Source organism: Bradyrhizobium sp. TM233 (genome assembly GCF_036247965.1).
Classification (GTDB): domain Bacteria; phylum Pseudomonadota; class Alphaproteobacteria; order Rhizobiales; family Xanthobacteraceae; genus Bradyrhizobium; species Bradyrhizobium ottawaense.
Genome location: NZ_BTIG01000001.1, coordinates 577,478 through 597,935, shown reverse-complemented (window position 1 = coordinate 597,935; position 20,458 = coordinate 577,478). Strand labels below are relative to the sequence as shown.

Annotated in this window: 22 protein-coding genes; 7 read left to right on the top strand and 15 right to left on the bottom strand. The window is 65.0% G+C overall.

Features of this window, described 5'->3' with window-relative positions; translation table 11 throughout:
* Positions 1-3: 3 nt before the first annotated feature.
* Positions 4-1,641, top strand: a complete 1,638-nt coding sequence (locus tag AABA86_RS02870; protein ID WP_338305662.1) for an ABC transporter ATP-binding protein — start codon at positions 4-6, stop codon at positions 1,639-1,641.
* 6 nt (positions 1,642-1,647) lie between these two features.
* Here AABA86_RS02870 and AABA86_RS02865 read toward each other — a convergent pair whose 3' ends face one another.
* A complete protein-coding gene (locus AABA86_RS02865; RefSeq protein ID WP_338305661.1) occupies positions 1,648-2,502 on the bottom strand; it encodes a C40 family peptidase in 855 nt (284 codons plus the stop codon).
* Positions 2,495-3,868: a leucyl aminopeptidase family protein gene (locus AABA86_RS02860; protein WP_212245567.1), complete on the bottom strand. Its 1,374-nt coding sequence runs from the start codon at positions 3,866-3,868 to the stop codon at positions 2,495-2,497. The genes AABA86_RS02865 and AABA86_RS02860 overlap by 8 nt, the downstream gene beginning before the upstream one ends.
* 200 nt (positions 3,869-4,068) lie before the next feature.
* On the opposite strand from AABA86_RS02860, the gene AABA86_RS02855 reads away from it, so the two are divergent.
* Together AABA86_RS02855 and AABA86_RS02850 are read left to right on the top strand one after the other, a co-directional pair.
* Positions 4,069-4,272, top strand: coding sequence for a hypothetical protein (locus AABA86_RS02855; protein ID WP_018318792.1), 204 nt, complete (start codon positions 4,069-4,071; stop codon positions 4,270-4,272).
* 243 nt (positions 4,273-4,515) lie between these two features.
* Positions 4,516-5,343, top strand: coding sequence for a tetratricopeptide repeat protein (locus AABA86_RS02850; protein WP_212245565.1), 828 nt, complete (start codon positions 4,516-4,518; stop codon positions 5,341-5,343).
* 73 nt (positions 5,344-5,416) lie between these two features.
* Here AABA86_RS02850 and AABA86_RS02845 read toward each other — a convergent pair whose 3' ends face one another.
* From AABA86_RS02845 to AABA86_RS02800, 10 genes are all read right to left on the bottom strand, one after another.
* Positions 5,417-6,391 (bottom strand): type II secretion system F family protein, encoded by a 975-nt coding sequence (locus tag AABA86_RS02845; protein ID WP_212245563.1) that lies wholly within the window; start codon positions 6,389-6,391, stop codon positions 5,417-5,419.
* 9 nt (positions 6,392-6,400) lie between these two features.
* Positions 6,401-7,378: a type II secretion system F family protein gene (locus AABA86_RS02840; RefSeq protein ID WP_212245561.1), complete on the bottom strand. Its 978-nt coding sequence runs from the start codon at positions 7,376-7,378 to the stop codon at positions 6,401-6,403.
* A gap of 10 nt (positions 7,379-7,388) precedes the next feature.
* Entirely contained in the window at positions 7,389-8,858 is a 1,470-nt protein-coding gene (locus AABA86_RS02835; protein ID WP_212245559.1) for a CpaF family protein, read from the bottom strand.
* A 21-nt stretch (positions 8,859-8,879) separates the two neighbouring features.
* Entirely contained in the window at positions 8,880-10,148 is a 1,269-nt protein-coding gene (locus AABA86_RS02830) for an AAA family ATPase (protein ID WP_212245557.1), read from the bottom strand.
* Positions 10,145-10,879: a CpaD family pilus assembly protein gene (locus AABA86_RS02825; protein ID WP_338305660.1), complete on the bottom strand. Its 735-nt coding sequence runs from the start codon at positions 10,877-10,879 to the stop codon at positions 10,145-10,147. Before AABA86_RS02825 ends, AABA86_RS02830 begins: the two co-directional genes overlap by 4 nt.
* 20 nt (positions 10,880-10,899) lie before the next feature.
* Positions 10,900-12,375, bottom strand: a complete 1,476-nt coding sequence (locus AABA86_RS02820) for a type II and III secretion system protein family protein (RefSeq protein WP_212245553.1) — start codon at positions 12,373-12,375, stop codon at positions 10,900-10,902.
* Positions 12,376-12,386: 11 nt separating this feature from the next.
* The gene (cpaB, locus tag AABA86_RS02815; RefSeq protein WP_212245551.1) at positions 12,387-13,184 is read right to left on the bottom strand and encodes a Flp pilus assembly protein CpaB; all 798 of its coding nucleotides are present in this window, start codon (positions 13,182-13,184) and stop codon (positions 12,387-12,389) included.
* 129 nt (positions 13,185-13,313) lie between these two features.
* Entirely contained in the window at positions 13,314-13,838 is a 525-nt protein-coding gene (locus tag AABA86_RS02810; RefSeq protein ID WP_212245550.1) for an A24 family peptidase, read from the bottom strand.
* Between the two features lie 123 nt (positions 13,839-13,961).
* A complete protein-coding gene (locus AABA86_RS02805; RefSeq protein WP_212246237.1) occupies positions 13,962-14,102 on the bottom strand; it encodes a hypothetical protein in 141 nt (46 codons plus the stop codon).
* 75 nt (positions 14,103-14,177) lie between these two features.
* Positions 14,178-14,342 carry a Flp family type IVb pilin gene (locus AABA86_RS02800; RefSeq protein WP_094977073.1) on the bottom strand — a complete coding sequence of 55 codons (165 nt, stop codon included), beginning with the start codon at positions 14,340-14,342 and terminating at the stop codon, positions 14,178-14,180.
* Positions 14,343-14,609: 267 nt separating this feature from the next.
* Here AABA86_RS02800 and AABA86_RS02795 point away from each other — a divergent pair, with 267 nt between their 5' ends.
* The 4 genes from AABA86_RS02795 (at position 14,610) to AABA86_RS02780 (ending at position 17,538) form a co-directional block, all read left to right on the top strand.
* The gene (locus AABA86_RS02795; protein WP_212245548.1) at positions 14,610-15,437 is read left to right on the top strand and encodes a sterol desaturase family protein; all 828 of its coding nucleotides are present in this window, start codon (positions 14,610-14,612) and stop codon (positions 15,435-15,437) included.
* A gap of 151 nt (positions 15,438-15,588) precedes the next feature.
* Positions 15,589-16,089 (top strand): pilus assembly protein N-terminal domain-containing protein, encoded by a 501-nt coding sequence (locus tag AABA86_RS02790; protein ID WP_091955944.1) that lies wholly within the window; start codon positions 15,589-15,591, stop codon positions 16,087-16,089.
* Positions 16,090-16,318: 229 nt separating this feature from the next.
* Positions 16,319-16,900, top strand: a complete 582-nt coding sequence (locus AABA86_RS02785) for a TadE/TadG family type IV pilus assembly protein (RefSeq protein WP_038950038.1) — start codon at positions 16,319-16,321, stop codon at positions 16,898-16,900.
* A gap of 23 nt (positions 16,901-16,923) precedes the next feature.
* Positions 16,924-17,538 carry a TadE/TadG family type IV pilus assembly protein gene (locus AABA86_RS02780; RefSeq protein ID WP_338305658.1) on the top strand — a complete coding sequence of 205 codons (615 nt, stop codon included), beginning with the start codon at positions 16,924-16,926 and terminating at the stop codon, positions 17,536-17,538.
* Between the two features lie 101 nt (positions 17,539-17,639).
* On the opposite strand, the gene AABA86_RS02775 is transcribed toward AABA86_RS02780, so the two are convergent.
* The 3 genes from AABA86_RS02775 to AABA86_RS02765 all read right to left on the bottom strand — a co-directional run bounded on the left by AABA86_RS02775 (position 17,640) and on the right by AABA86_RS02765 (position 20,031).
* Positions 17,640-17,852, bottom strand: coding sequence for a cold-shock protein (locus tag AABA86_RS02775; RefSeq protein ID WP_028142093.1), 213 nt, complete (start codon positions 17,850-17,852; stop codon positions 17,640-17,642).
* 269 nt (positions 17,853-18,121) lie between these two features.
* Positions 18,122-18,409, bottom strand: a complete 288-nt coding sequence (infA, locus tag AABA86_RS02770; protein WP_007599789.1) for a translation initiation factor IF-1 — start codon at positions 18,407-18,409, stop codon at positions 18,122-18,124.
* Between the two features lie 23 nt (positions 18,410-18,432).
* Complete coding sequence (locus tag AABA86_RS02765; RefSeq protein WP_212245544.1) at positions 18,433-20,031, bottom strand: DEAD/DEAH box helicase; 1,599 nt, start codon at positions 20,029-20,031, stop codon at positions 18,433-18,435.
* Positions 20,032-20,458: the final 427 nt, after the last annotated feature.

Below are 20,458 nucleotides of genomic sequence, written 5' to 3'. Positions count from 1 at the left end.
CCGATGGATGCGATCAACCAGCCCCTGCTTGCCGTTCGCGACCTTTCGGTCGCCTTCCACCAGGGCGGCGCCACGACGCTCGCGGTCGACAAGGTCTCGTTCCAGATCAAGCGCGGCGAATGCCTGGCGCTGGTCGGCGAATCCGGCTCCGGCAAGTCCGTCAGCGCGCTCTCGATCCTCAAACTCTTGCCCTATCCGAACGCCTCGCACCCCTCGGGCAGCATCCGCTTCAAGGGGCAGGAGCTGATCGACCGCTCCGAGCAGCAGATGCGGGAGATTCGCGGCAGCGATATCTCCATCATCTTCCAGGAGCCGATGACCTCGCTCAATCCGCTGCACACGATCGAGGCGCAGATCGGCGAGATCATCCAGCTGCACAATCCGACCAGCAATGCCGAGGCGCGCAGGCGAACGCTGGAGCTTTTGACGCAGGTCGGCATCCCCGAGCCGGAGACGCGGCTGAACAGCTATCCGCATCAGCTCTCCGGCGGTCAGCGCCAGCGCGTGATGATCGCGATGGCGCTCGCCAACGAGCCGGACCTGTTGATCGCGGACGAGCCGACCACCGCGCTCGACGTCACCGTGCAGGCGCAGATCCTGGCGCTGCTTGCCGAGATCCGCTCGCGGCTCGGCATGAGCCTGCTCTTCATCACCCACGATCTCGGCATCGTGCGCCGCATCGCCGACCACGTCTGCGTCATGAAGAGCGGCGAGATCGTCGAGCAGGGGCCGGTCGAGCAGGTCTTCAGGACCCCCAAGCATCCCTATACGCGCGACCTGCTCGCGGCCGAGCCGAAGCCCGATCCGGCGCCGCCGCAGCCGGATGCGCCGGTGGTGATGTCCGCCGACGACCTGAAGGTCTGGTTTCCGATCAAGCGCGGCCTGATGCGCAAGACGGTCGGCCACATCAAGGCCGTCGACGGCGTCAGCATCGCCGTGCGCAAGGGCGAGACGCTCGGCGTCGTCGGCGAGTCAGGCTCGGGCAAGACCACGCTGGGGCTGGCGCTGCTGCGGCTGATCTCCTCGAACGGGCGCATCGTGTTCCTGGGGAACGACATCCAGGGCCTGCGCTTCAAGGAGATGCGGCCGTTCCGGCGCGACATGCAGATCGTGTTCCAGGACCCGTTCGGCTCGCTCTCGCCGCGCATGTCGGTCGCCGACATCATCGCCGAAGGTCTCTCCGTGCATCAGCCGAAGCTGTCACGGGAAGAACGCGAGGCGCGCGTCGTCAAGGCGCTGGAAGACGTCGGGCTGAAGCCCGACACCCGCTACCGCTATCCCCACGAATTCTCCGGCGGCCAGCGCCAGCGCATCAGCATCGCGCGGGCGGTGGTGCTGGAGCCGGATTTCGTCGTGCTGGACGAGCCGACCAGCGCGCTCGACATGCTGTTCCAGGCGCAGATGGTCGATTTGTTGCGCGAGCTCCAGCGCAAGCGCGAGCTCACCTACATGTTCATCTCGCACGATTTGCGCGTCGTCGCATCGCTTGCGAGCCACCTGATCGTGATGCGCGGCGGCAAGGTGGTCGAAGAGGGACAGGCCGCCGAGCTGTTCAAGTCTCCGAAGACCGACTACACGCGCGCGCTGTTCGCGGCAGCGTTCCGGCTGGAGACGGCGGGCAACGGCTCGGTGGCGACGTAAGCCCCGTCATAACCGCTTGATCGCGACGACCTCGCTGCCGGCCTGCCTGATCCGCGCGATCGCCGGCTCGATCGGTTCGACCACGGTCGCCATGTGATGCGCGTTGGCGTGAACCATGGTGCTGCCATCGCGGACGATGGCGACGTGGCCCTTCCAGAAGATCAGATCGCCGCGCAGCAAGCTGCTTCGCTGATGCGGCTCCAGGGCGCGGCCGAGACCGGCCAGCTGCATGTCGCTGTCGCGCGGGCAGCCGATCCCCGCCGATGTCAGCGAGACCTGGACGAGGCCGGAGCAATCGATGCCGAGACTGCTCTTGCCGCCCCAGAGATAGGGCGTGCCGACGAAGCGGTCGGCGACTGCGACGAAATCCGGCTCGCGGTAATCTAGCGGGGCGAGATGCGTCTTCGGCAGGTAATGGCCGTCGCGCGTCACGGCGAAGCTGCCGTCCTCGCGTGCTACGGCGAGCCTGGATCCCATCACGAGCGTGTCGGCCGGCGGCAGCTTGATCGAGGGACCGGGGAAAGCGAACGTCCGCAGCGCGCTGACCACGTGGGTCGGCGTGGCCGAGGGTTTCACCAGCGCCGCATCCGGCAGCCAACCGACATAGCCGTCGCCATTGAGCTGGCCCCACGCCCAGCCCTCGCCGTTGCGGTCGTAGACCGTGACGCGTTCGCCGCGCAGCGCCTCCGTCATCAGCATCGCGCCCGACGATGGTTGCTCCCGCACCGGCGCGACCGGATCAACCACCTCGAATTCCTCGCCGGTGACGAAGCGATCCGCCTCGACCTTGCCTTCGAGATATTTCGCGGCGAGGTCGCCCCGCGCCGGCGTCAGCCTCGGATCGTATTCTGGATCATGCATAGCGCTCGCCCAGCACTTTGTAGATGGCGCGCGCGGCCTGGCACTCGCCGCCCTCGGGACGCGCGGGCTTTGCGGACGGCGTCCAGCCGTAGATGTCGACATGCAGCCAGCTTCTGGCCTGCTCGACGAAGCGTTGCAGGAACAGCGCGCAAGTGATCGAGCCGGCAAAGCCGCCTGATGGTGCGTTGGTGATGGTGGCCGTCTTGGAGTCCAGCCAGGAATCGTAAGGCGGCCACAGCGGCATGCGCCACAACGGATCGTTCTCCTGCACCGCGCAGCGCGCGACATCAGCGGCAAGGGTCTCATCATTGGTGTAAAACGGCGGCAAATCCGGTCCCAGCGCGACACGCGCGGCGCCGGTCAGCGTGCCCAGATCGATCAGCAGATCGGGCTTTTCCTCATCAGCCAGTGCCAGTGCGTCGGCGAGCACCAGCCGGCCCTCCGCATCCGTATTGCCGATTTCCACCGTGATGCCCTTGCGCGAGGTGAAGATGTCGAGCGGGCGGAACGCGTTGCCGGCGACCGCGTTCTCCACCGCCGGAATCAGCACGCGCAGCCGCACCTTCAGCTTCGCATCCATCACCATGCGCGCCAGCGCCAGCACGTTGGCGGCGCCGCCCATGTCCTTCTTCATGATCAGCATGCCGCTCGACGGCTTCAGGTCGAGCCCGCCGGTGTCGAAGCAGACGCCCTTGCCGACCAGCGTCACCTTGGGATGATCAGGATCGCCCCAACCGATGTCGATCAGCCGCGGCGCACGGCTGGAGGCCATGCCGACGGCGTGGATCAGCGGGAAATTCTTCTCCAGCTCCTCGCCGACGGTGCAGGCGAAGCTTGCACCGAACTCCGCGGCGAGGTCTTGCGCGGCTGCGGCGAGCTCTTCCGGTCCCATGTCGTTGGACGGCGTGTTGATGAGGTCGCGCGCGAGCATCGCGGCATCGGCGATCCGCTCGATCTCGGCCGTATCGATGCCATCAGGCGGCACCAGCCGGACGTCGGGCCTGTCCGCCTTGCGGTAGCGCGCGAAGCGGTAGCGCCCCATCGCAAAGGCGAGGGCCGCCAGCCGCGCATCGTGGGGGGCATTGGCAAAGCGATAGATGCCCGGCGGCAGCAGGCCGGGCAGGGCGCCGGGCCGGAACAGGTCGCGCGATCTTGCACCCTCGTCCTCGAGGCCGAACAGCACCTGTGCGATTGCGCCGTCGGGCGCCGGCAGCGCCAGATAGGCGCCCGGCTTGGCGGCAAAGGCGCATGCCGTGGCGAACGCGCGCTGCGACGGCGGCAGCGCCTCGGCGACCTGGTCCCAGCTCGATTTGGTGACGAAGGAGATCGGGATGGCGGCGGGTGACGTCTCGAAGACAGAAGGCATTGGCGGGTCCGGATCGTCAGATCAAACGGGTCATGCGAACGGATGAGACTTCGCAGAGTTTCGCCGCCGCTGCAATCGGCTTTGCTGCCACCGTTCAGCGAGCCGCTACTCGCGGCAAGGGGGCCATGCTAGGTTCCGGCAACGGTCGCCAGAGTTGGAGATCAGGCGACCGACGACAAAGCGCGCCGGGAGGAAATGCAATGGAATTTGTGTGGAGCGTGGTCACATTCATTGGCGAGGCCATCGAGGCGATTTTCGGCTATGTCGAGCACCACCATTGGATCTTCGCGTTCCTTGCCGGCGGCTACGTCTTCTATCTCCATGACCGCTCCGTCCACGCGCGGTTCGATGCGCTCGACAGGCGCGTCGACGAAATCCGCAAGCGGCTTGCCATCGAATATTGATCGGGCGAGACAAACCGTCGACGACGCCGAACAGGATTTGGCAATTGCGCTCTACACCTTTGCTGCGGCAGCTGGACCGGCAGGTGAGGGCGTTCGGCCTCGATCTGGGCCTCGGCGGCGAGGCGCCGCCGCAGACGCCACCGTGACCGGCGCGGCCCGGGAGCGGTGTTAACGGGCCGTTAGGGTTAACAGTCTATTGCTGGCGCGTTCGGCTCGATCAATCGGCTCGAGAGTCAAAGCGTCATGCGTCTACGGTTCAGTCTTGCCCGGCTTCTTGCGTCCACCTCGCTGGTCGCGGCGGTGGCCATGGGCCTCGGCGGCTGCACGGCCATGTCGAAACTCTCCGACGTGACGGGTTCGGTCGGGCCACGGGCGGAGGCTGGTCCCACCGATCGCGCGCCCGCAGATCCGGTGCGCGCCGTCGAGGTCTATGGCGAGCGCTACCGCGCCAATCCCAAGGACGCCGATGCCGCGCTCGCCTACGGTCAGGCGTTGCGCGCCAACGGTCAGCGCGCCCAGGCCGCCGCCGTGCTCGAGCAGGCGACCATCGCCAATCCCGGCAACAAGGCGCTGCTCGCCCAATACGGCCGCGCCCTCGCCGACAACGGCAATTTCCAGCAGGCCTACGATGTGCTTTCGAAAGCGCATTCGCCTGACAATCCGGACTGGCGCCTGCTCTCGGTGCAGGGCACCGCGCTGGACCAGATGGGCCGTCACGAGGAAGCGCGTTCCTACTACGCGAGCGCGCTCAAGATCGCACCGGGTGATCCCGGCGTGCTCTCCAATCTCGGCCTGTCCTACATGTTGTCGAGAGACCTTCCGAAGGCCGAAGAGGCGCTGCGGCAGGCCTACGCCTCGCCGCGTGCGAGCATCCGGGTGCGGCAGAATCTCGGCCTTGTCGTCGGTCTGCAGGGCCGCTTCGCCGAAGCCGAGACCATCGTGAAGGCAGATCTGCCACCGGATCAGGCCGCGGCCAATGTCGCCTATCTCAAGGAGATGCTCAGCCGCAGCGACGCTCCCCGCGGCGCACCGAAGCGGACGCCGGTCGCCTCGCTCAGTCAGCCCGACTGATCGGAGCTGATCGTCTCTTCTATCGTCTCATCCTGAAAGCCGTCCGCGAACCGCATGCGGCCCGCGTCTTGCGTCATTGCATCTCGGAGATCTTGATGCCGGTCGGTCCGAGAATGACGACGAACAGCACGGGCAGGAAGAACAGGATCATCGGCACCGTCAGCTTCGGCGGCAGGGCGGCAGCCTTCTTTTCGGCCTCGTTCATGCGCATGTCGCGATTTTCCTGCGCCATGACGCGCAGGGAATGTCCGAGCGGGGTGCCGTAACGCTCCGCCTGCTGAAGCGCGAGACACACCGACTTGACGCCTTCGAGCCCGGTGCGCCGCGCCAGGTTCTCGTAGGCGACCTTGCGATCCTGCAGATAGGATAATTCGGCGGTGGTCAGCGTGAACTCCTCCGACAGCGCGATCGACTGTCCCACGATCTCGGTGGCGACTTTCCGGAACGCCATCTCGACCGACATGCCGGATTCGATGCAGATCAGGAGCAGGTCGAGCGCATCGGGAAAGGCGCGCTTGATCGAGAGCTGGCGCTTGGAGATCGCGTTCCTGAGGAACAGCATCGGCGCCTGAAGGCCGAGATAGGCGGCGCCGATGCAGATGCCGATCTTGATCGGCATGGCCTGCTCCATATGCGCGATCACGAAAACGTAGACGACCGAGCCGACGAAGAGCACCAGCGGCGCGACCATGCGGGCAAACAAGAAGGTGATGTAGGGCGCCTGACCGCGGTAACCCGCCATGATCAGTTTGTCGCGCGCGGCCTCCTGCGCGAGCCATTTGGTGAGGTTGAAGTCCTCGACGACCTTGGAGACGAGCTGCTTCGGTGTCTGGCGCAGCGTGACCTTCTCGTTCTTGTGAAGGCGCTCGCGCTCGCGCTGCCGGATGCGCTCGCGCTCGCTCGCCACCGCCTTCATGCGCTTGGAGAGGCCCTCGCCGGCGAACAGGGGCATTACCAGCGTATAGACGGTGGCGCTGGCGGCAATGGCCGCCAGCATCATGGTCATGAAGTGGACGTCATGTAGTTTCGCAACGAGAAACTGGACCATACTGCACCGTCAGAAATCGAAGTTGATCATCTTCTTCATCACCATGATGCCGACCGCCATCCAGACGACGCAGCCGACCAGCATGAGCTGGCCGGTGGGATGGGTCCACAGCACCGAGATGTAGTGTGGCGTCGTGAGGTAGACGAGGAACATCACGATCGGCGGCAGCGAGCCGATGATGCCGGCCGAGGCCTTGGCTTCCATCGACATGGCCTGGATCTTTTCCCTCATCTTCTTGCGATCGCGCAGCACCTTGGAGAGGTTGCCGAGCGCTTCGGAGAGGTTGCCGCCCGATTTCTGCTGGATCGAGATGACGATGCCGAAGAAGTTGGCCTCCGGCAACGGCATGCGATCATAGAGCCGCGAGCAGGCCTCGCCGAGGGGCATGCCGATCGCCTGGGTCTCGATGATTGCCAGAAACTCGCCGCGCAGCGGATCGGGCGCATCGGCCGCGACGACCTTGATCGACTCGAACAAGGGCAGGCCCGCCTTGATGCCGCGGACGATGACGTCGACCGCATCGGGCAGCGCCGCCAGGAACTTGGCCTCGCGACGCTTCTTGAGGAAGCCCAGCGCCCAACGCGGCAGGCCGAAACCGCCGGCAAAGGCGAGGCCGGCAGCACCGATCAGGCCGCCGCCGGCGAACAGAGCGGCCGCGAAGAACGCGCCCGCTACGGCGGCGGAGACGATCCAGAATTTCTGCGGTGTCCAATCGAGCCCCGCCTGTGACAGGCGGACGGGGAGCGGAGCGCTCTTCTCCTGCAGGCGTCGAGCCTCGAGATCCTTCAGCGTGGTCTCGACCTGCTCGCGGCGCGAGCGCTGGGACTTCTCGGCCTGGCGGACCGTGGGCGCCTCGGCGCGCGAGATCGAGGCGCGGCGGCTCTCGGCCTTTCGTTCCCCGGACAGCAGCGGATAGAGGAAGACCCAGGCGATACCGCCGACCGCCGCGGTGGCAAGGAATGCGAGGGCGAGGACCTGCATGTTCATGCTGACCTGCTCACGTCTGCGGCGCGACTTCCGCCGCGTCCAGCGCAGCGGCAAGGCGTTTCTCGTCGCCGTAATAGCGGGCGCGTTCCCAGAACTTCGGACGGCCGATGCCGGTCGAGCGGTGCCGGCCGATGATCTTGCCGTTGGCGTCCTCGCCGACCATGTCGTAGAGGAAGATGTCCTGGGTGATGATGGTGTCGCCTTCCATGCCCATCACCTCGGTGATGTGGGTGATGCGGCGCGAGCCGTCGCGCAGGCGCGCGGCCTGGACGATGACGTCGATCGAGGCGCAGATCATCTCGCGGATGGTGCGTGAGGGAAGCGAGAAGCCTCCCATCGTGATCATGGATTCGCAGCGCGACAGCGCTTCGCGCGGGTTGTTGGCGTGCAGCGTGCCCATCGAGCCGTCATGGCCGGTGTTCATGGCCTGGAGCAGGTCGAACGCCTCGGGTCCGCGAACCTCGCCGACGATGATGCGCTCGGGGCGCATACGAAGGCAGTTGCGCACCAGCTCGCGCATGGTGATCTGGCCCTCGCCCTCGATGTTGGGCGGTCGGGTTTCCAGCCGCACCACGTGAGGCTGCTGGAGCTGGAGCTCGGCGGCGTCCTCGCAGGTGATGACGCGCTCGTCATGCTCGATGTAATTGGTCAGGCAGTTGAGCAGCGTGGTCTTACCGGAGCCGGTACCGCCTGAGATCAGCACGTTGCAGCGGACGCGGCCGATGATCTGGAGGATCTCAGCGCCCTCCGGCGAGATCGCGCCGAACTTGACCAGCTGATCGAGCGTCAGCTTGTCCTTCTTGAATTTGCGGATGGTGAGCGTGGGGCCGTCGATCGACAGCGGCGGCACGATGGCGTTGACGCGGGAGCCGTCGGCAAGGCGCGCGTCGCAGATCGGCGAGGATTCGTCGACTCGCCGGCCGACCTGGCTGACGATGCGCTGGCAGATGTTGAGGAGCTGCTGGTTGTCGCGGAAGCGAATTCCCGTGCGCTGGATCTTGCCGGCGACTTCGATGTAGACGGTGTTGGCGCCGTTCACCATGATGTCGGCGATGTCGTCGCGCGACAGCAGCGGCTCGAGCGGGCCGTAGCCGAGAACGTCGTTGCAGATGTCGTCGAGCAGTTCCTCCTGCTCGGCGATCGACATCACGATGTTCTTGATCGCGATGATCTCGTTGACGATGTCGCGGATTTCCTCGCGCGCGGACTCCGAATCGAGCTTGGCGAGCTGGGCGAGGTCGATCGCCTCGATCAGCGCGCCGAAGATGGTCGCCTTGACCTCGTAATAGTTGTCCGACCGCCGGCTCTCCATGGCCGGAGGCGGCGGCGCCTTGGCTGGAGCGAGCGGCGGCGAGGCGATGGCCGGCGGAGGCGGGGCGCGCGACACCGTCGGCGCCGGAGCCTGGGCAGGCTCGGGCGACACGGCGCCGGGCTTGGGCGCCCGAAGGTCGGTGTCTGTTCCGCTACGCTTACCGAACACTTAACAACTCCATGCGGCGGCTTATTTTCCCCGCAACTTGTCAATCAGGGGTGAAAGCAGGGACGACTTTTGCTTCTTGGTCTCGCTGCGGCCGGTCAGGCGCTGGGCGATCTGGAGGAACATCTCGATCGACTTGTGGTTGCCGGAGATCTCCGCGATCATCTGGCCGTTGTTCGCAGCCGAGCCGAAAATCTGCGGCTCGAACGGGATCGAGACGATCGGCTGGCTCTCGATCGCCTTGGCGAACTCCGCGGCGGCGATTTCGGGGCGTTTCGGCACGCCGACCTGGTTCAGGCAGTAGAGCGGTGGCCGGTCGTTGGGGCGCGCGGCCTTCAACAGATCGAACAGGTTCTTGGCATTGCGCAAATTGGCGAGGTCGGGCGCAGCCACGATCAGGATGTCGTCCGCTCCGATCAGGGCGCGCTTGGTCCAGCCCGACCATTGGTGCGGAATGTCGAGCACGATGCAGGGCATGGTGGAGCGCAGCGTGTCGAACACGGCGTCGAAGGCGTCGGTACCGAAATCATAGACCCGGTCGAGCGTCGCCGGCGCCGCCAGCAGGCTGAGATGGTCGGTGCATTTCGACAGCAGACGGTCGATGAAGGCGGTGTCGACGCGATCGGGCGAGAACACGGCGTCGGCAATGCCCTGCGGCGGGTCCTGGTTGTAGTCGAGCCCTGCGGTACCGAAGGCGAGGTCGAGATCGGCGACGACGGCGTCCATTGCGAGGTCGCGCGCGATCGCCCAGGCGACGTTGTGGGAGATGGTGGAGGCCCCGACGCCGCCCTTGGCGCCGACCACGGCGATGATGCGGCCGACCGCCTTGGCTTCCGGCGCGGAGAACAGGTTGCAGATCGAGCGCACGACGTCGATCGCGCCGACCGGCGCGAGCACGTAGTCGCTGACACCGCGGCGCACCAGCTCACGATAGAGTGTGACGTCGTTGATGCGGCCGATCACGACCACGCGGGTGCCGGCGTCGCAGACGGTGGCGAGCTGGTCGAGCCCGCCCAGCAGGTCGTTGCGTCCGTCGCTTTCGAGCACGATGACGTTCGGCGTCGGCGCCGAGCGGTAGGCCTCGGTTGCAGCGGCCATGCCGCCCATCTGGATCTTCAGGTGGGCCTTGCCGAGACGGCGGTCTTCGCCGGCCGCCTGGACCGCGGCAGCAGTCTCCACGGTCTCGCAGAAGGCCTGGACCGAGACGCGCGGCGCGGGCGCAATATGTTCCTCGACCGGCGGAGGAACTGCGTCCTGCTGCTCTTCGTGTGTCTGGCGAGCGTAGCTGATCATTTGCCGGTGTCGCTGAGTTTGGCCTTGTCGGCCTCGGGATAGGCGGTCGCCGTCGTGAGACCCTTGCGGTACTTCTCGAGAGAGTTGATGCGCCGCTGCGTGTAGGATGGAGTTTCTGGCCGCGGCTGCTCGAGGTCCGACGGATTGTCGACCATCGCCGCGAGGTTGCGTTGATAGGCGCAGCCGTAATTGTAGTAGTCTTTGTTCTCGAACCAGCTCTTGTTCTTCATCGAAGGGCCGATGTCGTCCGGCCACAGGCCGCAGGGACCGGCGACCGCGGCGATCTTGGAATAAGTCAGCCGGATCGGCGGCAGGAACCGCTTGTCGTCCGGCTGGTAGGGGCGAACGTTGACGCCGCGCGGCGGAACGCCTGCTCCCGCCAGCATTGCCTGGATTTCACGCATCGTGTCCGCGACCGGACGCGCATTCGGCGTGCCGGACGGCACGTCGATACGGATGGCGCCCGTGCCTTCGTGCAACCATGCCGATGCGACACCCATCACGTCCGCGCGCTGGGCAGCGGTCAATCCGCCGCGGGCATGGCCGACGAAAACGACGATCGAACGATTCTGCTCTTCGATCGCGATCGGATGGCGCTGCTTGTAGTCGTCCGGAATGGAGGCCGTGACGGCCTGGTCATGCTGGCAGCCGCCGAGCGCGAGCGCCATGGCGACGAGCGCACCACCGAGCAGGATGGCGCGTTTGCGAAGCTGGGGTGGTCTTGTGATCATCGTGAAGTCCCCGTTCCGCCTCAGTCGGTGATGAAGCCGTAGGTGCCGCGGTAGTTCTTGGCCGGTTCGGTCCGGCCGGGCACGCCGTAGATACGGTTGATGTTGCCGAGCAGCTGGGCCTGTGGATCCGCAGGCGGGGCGAAGCCGTCATCCGGCCGCGACAGGTCCTTGGGCGCCACCGCGCGAACGACATAGGGGGTCACGATCACGACCAGCTCGGTCGCGTTGTTGACGAAGTCGCGGCTGCGGAACAGCGTGCCGAGGATCGGAAGCTGCATCAGTCCCGGCAGTCCGCTGATGGCCTGCTTGGTCTGCTGCTGAATCAGGCCGGCCATCGCCATCGCGCCGCCGGAGGGAATTTCCAGCGAGGTCTCGGCGCGGCGGGTTCTGATCGAGGGCACCGTCAGCGAGTTCACCGACGTCGATGTCACGGCCTGCGACAGGGTGATCGCATTCTCGTTCGAGAGCTCGGAGACTTCGGTCATCACGCGCAGGCTGATCTTGCCTTCGCTCAGCACCACGGGGGTAAAGTTGAGCGAGATGCCGAACTTCTTGAAGCTGATCTGGGTGGTACAGACATGCGTGGTGGGGTCGCACGCATAGCCTGCCGGGACCGGGAATTCGCCGCCGGCGATGAACGTCGCCGATTCACCGGAGATCGCGGTCAGGTTCGGTTCGGCCAGCGTGCGGATCACGCCCGCGGTTTCCATCGCGCGCAGGGTGGCCTGCACCGACGTCGCGCCGCCGAACTTCGTCGTCAGGTTGTTGCCGTCCACGAGGTTCTTGCCGAGAGCCGTGAACGGATTGGAGTTGGTGAAGCTCACCACCGACGTGCCATAGTTGAGGTTGGCGCTCAGGTCGATGCCGAGCTGCTTGACGATGGTGCGCTGGACTTCCGCCACCGTCACCTTGAGCATGACCTGGTCGCGGCCGCGCACCACGATCGAGTTCACCACCTTGTCGGCGCCGCCGGCCAGGCGCGCGGCGAGATCGTTGGCCTGCTGCGCCTCCATCGGGTTCGCCGCGGTGCCGGTCAGGACGATGCCGTCGCCGAGCCCGTCGATCTGGATGTCTGAATTGGGCAGGACCTGCTTCAGCGCGGCCCGTACACCGTTGAGGTCGCGCTTGACCGCGATGTCATAGGCCGCGATCTGCTGGCCTGCAGAATCGAAGAACACGATGTTGGTCTGGCCGATCGCGGCGCCGATGATGTAGGCGCGCTGCGCCGAGCGGACCACCGCATTGGCGATCTTGGGGTCAGCGACCAGCACGTCCTTGATGTCGCGCGGCAGGTCGATCACGATGGACTTGCCGACACCGAGCGAGAGGAAGCGGGCGTTCATCTGACCGTCGGCAGCCACCGGCGCGGCGGGGCGATAGTCGGCGGCAACCACGGGGGTCAGCACCGGGTTGAATGCCAGCGCGAAGGCGGCCGAAAACGACAGGGCGCGGACCATGGAGGTTCGCATCGTCGCCAGGTCTGCCCTGCATTTCATGTCGCCTGTCCTCATCGTGCTTTCGCCGTCGAGCTCGGAATGCCGTAGCGAATGATCGAGATGCCGTCGCGCTTCTGGGCGGATTCGTCGAGCGTGATCTCGCTCATCTTGACGTCGGCAATGCTGCGCAGCGCCAGCGAGAGCGTTCCGGCCTGACGGGCAGAGGAAAGCGCCTGGGTCTGTGCGGAAGTGAGTTCTAACGTCACGGTCTTGCCGACCACGGCGTTCTGGCCGTCCTTCTCCTTCGGAGCCTGGTCGATGGCGAGGACGCGCACATTGACCAGGATGATCTCGGATGTGACGACGTCCTGGCCCCCGGCGGCCTGGTCCGGGTTCTTGAGGCGGCGCGTGAGGAGGACGTCGACGCGATCATTGGGCAGGATGAAGCCGCCTGCGCCGGTCTCCGGCGAGATTTCGGTCGAGATGGCCCGCATGCCGCTGGGCAGGATGGCCGCCATGAATCCGGAGCCCTCGGCCTTGACCAGCTTCTGGTCGCGGATCGGCTCACCCTGAATGAAAGGCGCGCGCGCGATCGAACCGGTCACCTGGGTCACGCCCTCGGGACGCTCGTTGCGGCGGATGAAGGTGGCGCTGGCTGTCGCGGCCGGCCAGGTCTGCCATTGCAAATCTTCCGGCTTCACGGTCTGGCCGAGGCCGATGTCGTTCTTGGCCACGAGGACGTCGACGGTCGGAAGCTGCGCGACCGGGGCCGGGGGCGGCGCAGAATTGTCCGAGCCGCTCGCCAGGTACGCGGCGACACCGCCGGCGCAGATGGCGACCGTCAGGACGACAATGCGTGCCCTATTCATACGCTTCACTTTCCAAACAAAACGCCGCGACGCTGCCGCCGCCTTGATCGGCAGTTGACCAGCTATTCGTCAAAGCATGGTTAATGAGGCGTATCTAAATCGCCTTAACGCCGGGTTGACCCAATGCGTTCAGCGCAGCGCGAGGTGAGCGAGATCAATCGCCTTCACCCATTCGGTCTCCGGGTAGACCATCAGCGCACTCAGTGCGAGCGCGATGCCGTAGGGGATGCCGCTCTCCTTGGCGTGCAGCCGGGCGAGCCAGGCCTGACCCGCCAGCCCGTAGGGCAGCGGCCATTGCCGGAACTGGAGCAGGAGCAGCGTCAGCGCCCCGCCGAACAGCGAAGCGTAGAGCAGGAAGTTCATCAGCTGAGCGAAGCCGAACCAGAGCGCGACGGAGGCCGCGACCTTGGCGTCGCCGCCGCCGACCCAGCCCAACGCAAAGCAGGTGAAGGCGATGACTAGGAGAAGCGCGCCGGCGCCGACATGACTGAGCATCTCGTAAGGTGCCATGCCACCGGCGAAGGCAAGCGCGAAGAAGCCGGCGACCAGCGCCAGCGACACGCGGTTCGAGATCGTCATCGTGAAGAGATCGCTCGCGGCAGCGAACGCCATCAAGGCCGGGAAGAGCAGAAGGCGCGCAAGGTCGAGGATCATGGGCTGCGTCTTGAGGCCTGGGTTTGCCGCGGGAGCTGGCGTCGGGCGATGCTAGCCGGCAGTGCTAAACAAACCGACAACGGCAGCAAGGGGCGCGGGAGGCTGAAGCCGCAGACCGCGTCGTCACCAGAGGCTGGCAATGCGCACGGCGAGCGCGGCCGTCGCAAGCAGCAGCGCAAGGCAGACCCAATAGACCGGCGAGCCGGCTTGTGCCGCCGCTGTGTCATTCGCCGCGATCGCGGCATCGGTTCTGTACTTACGCAACGCCACTGGAACTCGCCGTCTTCAGATAAACAAAGGCCCCGGAGGTCCGGGGCTTTTGCCGTCGTTCGTCCGGCTTTACTTGAGGCCGGTCGAGATCGCGGTGAACTTGGTGTTCAGCGTGGTGCCGAGATTGTTGACGACGGTGATGATGGCCAGCGCGATGCCGGCGGCGATCAGACCGTATTCGATAGCGGTGGCGCCGGATTCATCCTTCGCGAAACGTGCAATCAAGTTCTTCATGAACATAACTCCATCTGGGGTGGGATCGCCTCGTTCGGCGCCGTCTTTGACGCGATGACCATGAGAGCCGAGCTCTTTCGGTAGAGTTAATTCGATCGGGCAAACCCGCTTGCGGCGCGATGCTTTGGCCCAGAGTGAATTTCGTCTTAAGGCGGCGCCCGTAATTCATTCCGGTCCCGGAAGTACCGTCAGCGCGGCGCCGGCTTCACGCTCCCTTAAATTTCGCGGCGTAGGCGTAACAGACTGGAATTCGCAAGAGAGGCGACGATGTCGAGCCTGCCCATGCAAGTCGCCCTGATGCTCGGCGAGACCATCGTCAAGGTGATCCCCATCACCTTCGCGCTCGCGGCGGTCTTCACCGTGCTCGAACATTTCTGGGCCTGCAATGCCGGCGCGCCGTGGTGGCGCAAGCGCGAGATCGTCACCGACATCTGCTACTGGTTCTTCGTTCCGGTGTTCGCCCGCACCATGCGGATCGGACTTCTGATCGTCGGCGCGAGCCTCGTCTTCAACATCCACGACGCAGACGAACTCATCGCCTTCTACGACAACGGCCACGGTCCGCTGTCGTTAATGCCGCTCTGGGTCCAGGCCGTGCTGTTCCTGGTCCTGTCCGACTTCATGCTGTACTGGCTGCACCGGCTGTTCCACGGCGGCGGGTTCTGGAAGTACCACGCGATCCATCACTCCTCGGAGGAGATAAGCTGGATTTCGGCGGCCCGCTTCCATCCCGTCAATCTCGTGCTCGGCTCGATCGGCGTCGACGTCGTGCTGCTGATGGCCGGCATTTCCCCGAACGCGATGGTCTGGCTCGCCCCGTTCACGACCTTCCATTCGGCCTTCGTGCACGCCAACCTGAACTGGAGCTTCGGGCCGTTCAGATATTTGCTGGCGACGCCGGTGTTCCACCGCTGGCACCACACCTCGCTCGAGCAGGGCGGCGACACCAATTTTGCCGGCACGTTCCCGATCTGGGATGTTCTGTTCGGCACCTTCCGCATGCCCGAGGGTGAACTGCCGCAGGATTACGGCAAGGACGAAGCGACCATGCCGAAGGAGATCGCGGGTCAGTTCGCCTATCCGTTCCGCCGCTAGCCTCGAAGGCGGTAAAACGCCAGTCTGTTCAAACAATAGTCGGCGAGTTTGCGGAACGTTCACAAATTAAGGGCAGGTTAGCGGGGTCGGGCACCGGCTCCGCTGTTATCTGTTCGCTTCTGCCGGTTTGTGACGTCCCGGGGGTAAGAGTATGCGTAAAGAACTGCTGCGCCGTCGTGCGCGCGTCTGTCTTCTGGTTGCGGCCGCGGTGCTGGCATCGCCGGCTGCCGGCCTTGCCGACCCAACCGCCGACACCATCGCCGTCAATGTCGACCAGGCCAAGCTGGTGCGGCTGCCCGGCAAGGTGGCGACCATCGTGGTCGGCAATCCCCTGATCGCCGACGTCACGCTCCAGCCCGGCGGCATGATCGTCGTGACCGGCAAGGGCTATGGTGCGACCAATTTCATCGCGCTCGACCGGGCCGGCGAGATCCTGGTCGACCGCCAGATCCAGGTCGAAGGTCCGAGCGACCGGCTCGTCACCGTCTATCGCGGGATCGAGCGCGAGTCCTACAGCTGCGTGCCGCTCTGCCAGCGTCGCGTGACGCTCGGCGACAGCGACACCTACTTCAACAACACGATGAGCCAGGCCGGCTCGCTGAGCGCCAGCGCCAGCGGTGGCGGCGGCGGTGGTCCGGCCAAGTCCAACTAGCAGGACCGATCGGCGGGGCTGCCCCGGCAGCATCCCGCCACGCCGCTTTGCGGATATCAGGCAGAACTCTCGGCGCGCGCGCCGTGCTTTCCCTGGGCTTGGGTCGGGGCTGGTTAACGCGTTCTTAATGGCGCGGTCCGCCGGCTGCGGATCGCCTGAAACACTTAAACAATCAGTTTCCGCTATTGAACGGGACAGTTGATCGCCCGTTGCTGGGGAATTTGACGTGATGCCATCGCCTGCACCTACGAGGTTCACACTCCGGAAAGCGCTGGGCCGGTTTTGCGGCAACCGCCGCGGTTCCGCGGCCGTCGAGTTCGCCCTGGTCGCGCCGATGTTCTTCGGGCTGCTGTTCGCCATCATCGAAACGGCGCTCATGTTCTTCGCGAGCCAGGTGCTCGAGACCATCTCGCAAAATTCCGCGCGCGCGATTCTGACCGGCCAGGCGCAAGCGCAGGGCGGTTCGGTGGCGGCCTGTCAGACCACACCCAACGTGGTCATGGCGTGCGACCAGACGACGTTCAAGGCCTATGTGTGCACGCAGATCCCGGCACTGTTTGATTGCAGCAAGCTCTACGTCGACGTCGTGAGCACCAGCTCGTTCGGGGCGCTAAGCCTGACGAACTACGGCGATTCCTGCAATTTCAACCCGACCGGCATGCAGTACAGTGCCGGGACCTCCGGCCAGGTCGTCGTGGTGCGGCTGTTCTATCAGTGGCCGCTCATCGTCACCGGCCTCGGTTACAATATCGGGTGCAGCAACAAACGGCTGATGGTGGCGACCACGGCCTTCAAGAACGAACCCTTCTGAGACAGATGGATCCGAGCGGACCGATGCAGGCGATAGCAAATATCTGGCGGAATGCACGCTGCTCCGTGCGCGACTTCGTCGCCGACAAGCGCGCGCTCGCGGCGACCGAATTCGCGGTCATCGTCCCGCTGATGCTGGTGATGTTCTTCGGCACCGTCGAATTCTCGTCGGCCGTGGCGATCGATCGCAAAGTCACATTGATCGCGCGGGCTCTGTCCGATTTGACATCGCAGTCGACGACGCTCGCCGACGCCGACATGAAGGATACGTTCACGGCAAGCATCTCGGTCATCATGCCCTACAACGCCAGTCTGGTGAAGGGCACGGTCTCCCAGATCTATATCGATGCCAACAGCATTGCCACGGTCCAGTGGAGCAAGGCCGGCACCATTGCGAGCGGCGCGACGCAAGCGACGCTGGCGACCTCGGCTCGCAAGGCCGGCGACAAGGTCACCACCATGATTCCCTCGACGCTCTTGATTCCGTCGACCTACCTCATACTCAGCGAGGCGAATTACACGTACACGCCTTCCGTAGGCCATGTGTTGAAGTCGAGCATCCCCTTGAGCGATCTGTCCTACACGCGGCCGCGCCAGGTCACCTGCGTTCCCTACAACGGCGTACCGTCGACGTGCTGATATCCGTGCGCAGGCGCTAGAATGAAAAAGGCCGTGCGTTGCGCACGGCCTTCTTGTTTTCTTTGGCTGCGCGAGCCGATCGGGCCAAGCGCCCGGCGGGCTCAGCCTTCGGAGCGGAGGTTGTCCGCTGCCGACTTGCCGGAACGGCGGTCGGCCACGATCTCGTAGGAGAGCTTCTGGCCTTCACGCAGCGTGCCGAGGCCCGCACGCTCCACAGCGCTGATGTGGACGAACACGTCCTGGCCGCCATCGTCGGGCTGAATGAAGCCGAAGCCTTTGGTCGCGTTAAACCACTTCACGGTTCCCATGCTCACGGGGATAGTCCCTTCTCAGATAACACAATGTTGGAGCCTGCTTGCGCAGGCCGGTTAGATCGAATTTTTGGAAGGGTCGTCAGCGTGTCTGAACCGGCTGTACCGGTGGATGCTAATGTCGTCCGGCCGAAAATCGATAAATTCATTTTATCGGAATTGGGGCCCCAAAACAATCCGGGCATGCACGATTTTTTGATCCGCCGCGACGTCCGCGGCGGATCCACATAAAGGCCGGAATCTTACTTCCGCGCTCGGGCGCCGGCAGGCGCCTAGCGACGGCGGAACTGGCCGCCGCGCTGGCCCGGACGAGGCGGTCCACCCATCCCGCTGGGACGCTCGTCCTTGTGGCGGAAAATCAGCCGGCCCTTCTCGAGGTCATAGGGCGACATCTCCACCGTCACGCGGTCGCCCGCCAGCGTCTTGATGCGGTTCTTCTTCATCTTGCCGGCGGTATAGGCGACGATCTCGTGTCCGGCGTCGAGTTGCACGCGGTAGCGTGCGTCGGGGAGGATTTCGGTGACCAGTCCTTCGAACTGGATCAGCTCTTCCTTAGCCATGAATTTCTCCAGGTCGTGGACGGCTAGTGCGAATAGGGTTTGCGGTTCGGTTGGCCATTCGGCCGACTCTCACGGCGCAAAAAGGCCACGCCTTGTATCCCATCAGGCGCCCCGGCGCCATGCGCGGAACGCTGTTCGGGACGACTGCCTGCAGAAGAATGCGTCTTCCCGCCAGAGCGAGGACGACGAGACCCCTTTGAGGCTTTCGGGCCATTGCCGGGCCGCCCGTCGGCATGTCGCGCTTCGCCGCCATGTCGGCCTTCACCGGGGCGTCCATCGCCCTGCTTGCCGGCGCTATGATGGCGGCCGTCGGCATGCCGTTCGTCGCTACGGCGTCCGTCACCGTGGCGTCCCTCACCATGCCGAGCGCCCTGCGGACGCTGGCCTGGGCGGCCGCCCCGGCCCTGTCGCTGCTGCGGCGGGGGAGGACCTGCGTCGCGGCGGCCGGCGTCGGTGCGGAGATCCTCGCGCGGCAGTGCCACCTTGATCAGCCGTTCGATGTCGCGGAGATAGGCGAGTTCCTCGCCGCCTGCGACCAGCGAGATCGCGGTGCCGTCGGCGCCGGCGCGCGCGGTGCGGCCGATGCGGTGGACGTAGGTTTCCGGCACGTTGGGCAGGTCGAAATTGATGACGTGGCTGATGCCGTCGACGTCGATGCCGCGAGCGGCGATGTCGGTGGCGACCAGGGTGCGGATCTCGCCCGAGCGGAACTGGGCCAGCGTCCGTTCGCGATGGTTCTGCGACTTGTTGCCGTGAATGGCGCTGGCGGGGATGCCGGCCTTCTCGAGCGACTTCACCACCTTGTCCGCGCCGTGCTTGGTGCGGGTGAAGACCAGGGCGCGGTTGACCGGCTCGTCCTTCAGAAGCTTGCTCAGGAAGGCGGGCTTGGCGGAGAAATCGACCTGGACGATGCGTTGATTGATGCGCTCGGCGGTCGAGGAGACCGGGGTCACCGCGACGCGGGCGGGATCCCGCAGCATCGCGTTCGCCAGCTCGGCGATGTCCTTCGGCATGGTGGCCGAGAAGAACAGCGTCTGCCGCTTGATCGGCAGCTTGGCGACGATTTTGCGGATGTCGTTGATGAAGCCCATGTCGAGCATGCGGTCGGCTTCATCGAGCACGAGGAACTCGACGCTCGACAGTTTCAGCCCGTTGCTCTGCACGAGGTCGAGCAGGCGGCCGGGGGTGGCGACCAGCACTTCGACGCCCTGCATCAGCGAGCGGACCTGACGGCCCATCGGAACGCCGCCGATGGCGAGCGTCGAGGACAGGCGGATGTGGCGGCCATAGGCGTTGAAGCTGTCGAGGATCTGGCCGGACAGCTCGCGGGTCGGCGACAACACCAGGACGCGGGTGGTCTTGGGTTGCGGCTTGATACGATGCTCGAGCAGGCGGTGCAGGATCGGCAGCGCGAAGGACGCGGTCTTGCCGGTGCCGGTCTGGGCGATGCCGACGACGTCGCGGCCGGTCAGCGCCGTGGGAATGGTCTGGGCCTGGATGGGGGTGGGGGTGACGTAGTTCTCTTCGTGAAGAGCGCGCGCGATGGGTTCGGCGAGGCCGAAGTCCTGAAACGAAGTCAAAAGAGGGGTTCTTTCCATGTCAAAAGCGGGCGCCCGGCGCATTCAGCGCGGCGCACGCAAAAGGGTGTCGAGAAGACACCTGCGTGTTTGGGGTGTCGGATGGCTTGGGAGATATGGGGCAAGCCAGAGGCCCGTAAGGGCTTAAGAACACGCGGCTCGCAACGACCCCTTGATTCGCAAGAGGTCTCGGCTGCTTATATGGAACATTCAGGGGGCGCTTTCAAGGCAAGCTCTGCCGAAATGGCGATTGCGGTGCAGAAATAGTTATGCCGGAAATTTAGCCAGAACGACTATTTTGCTCAGAAAATAATCAGCCTGCCGCTTTGGCATACATTTGGATTGCTCAAGATTTGAGCTGGTTCCCGGTCGGGACACTTTGATTTCGAGCGGTTTTGTCAGCAAAACCAATTAGTTGGTGGGTGCTCAGTCCATGGCATGGTTCTTGCGAATCCGTTAATCGCAGGCGGCC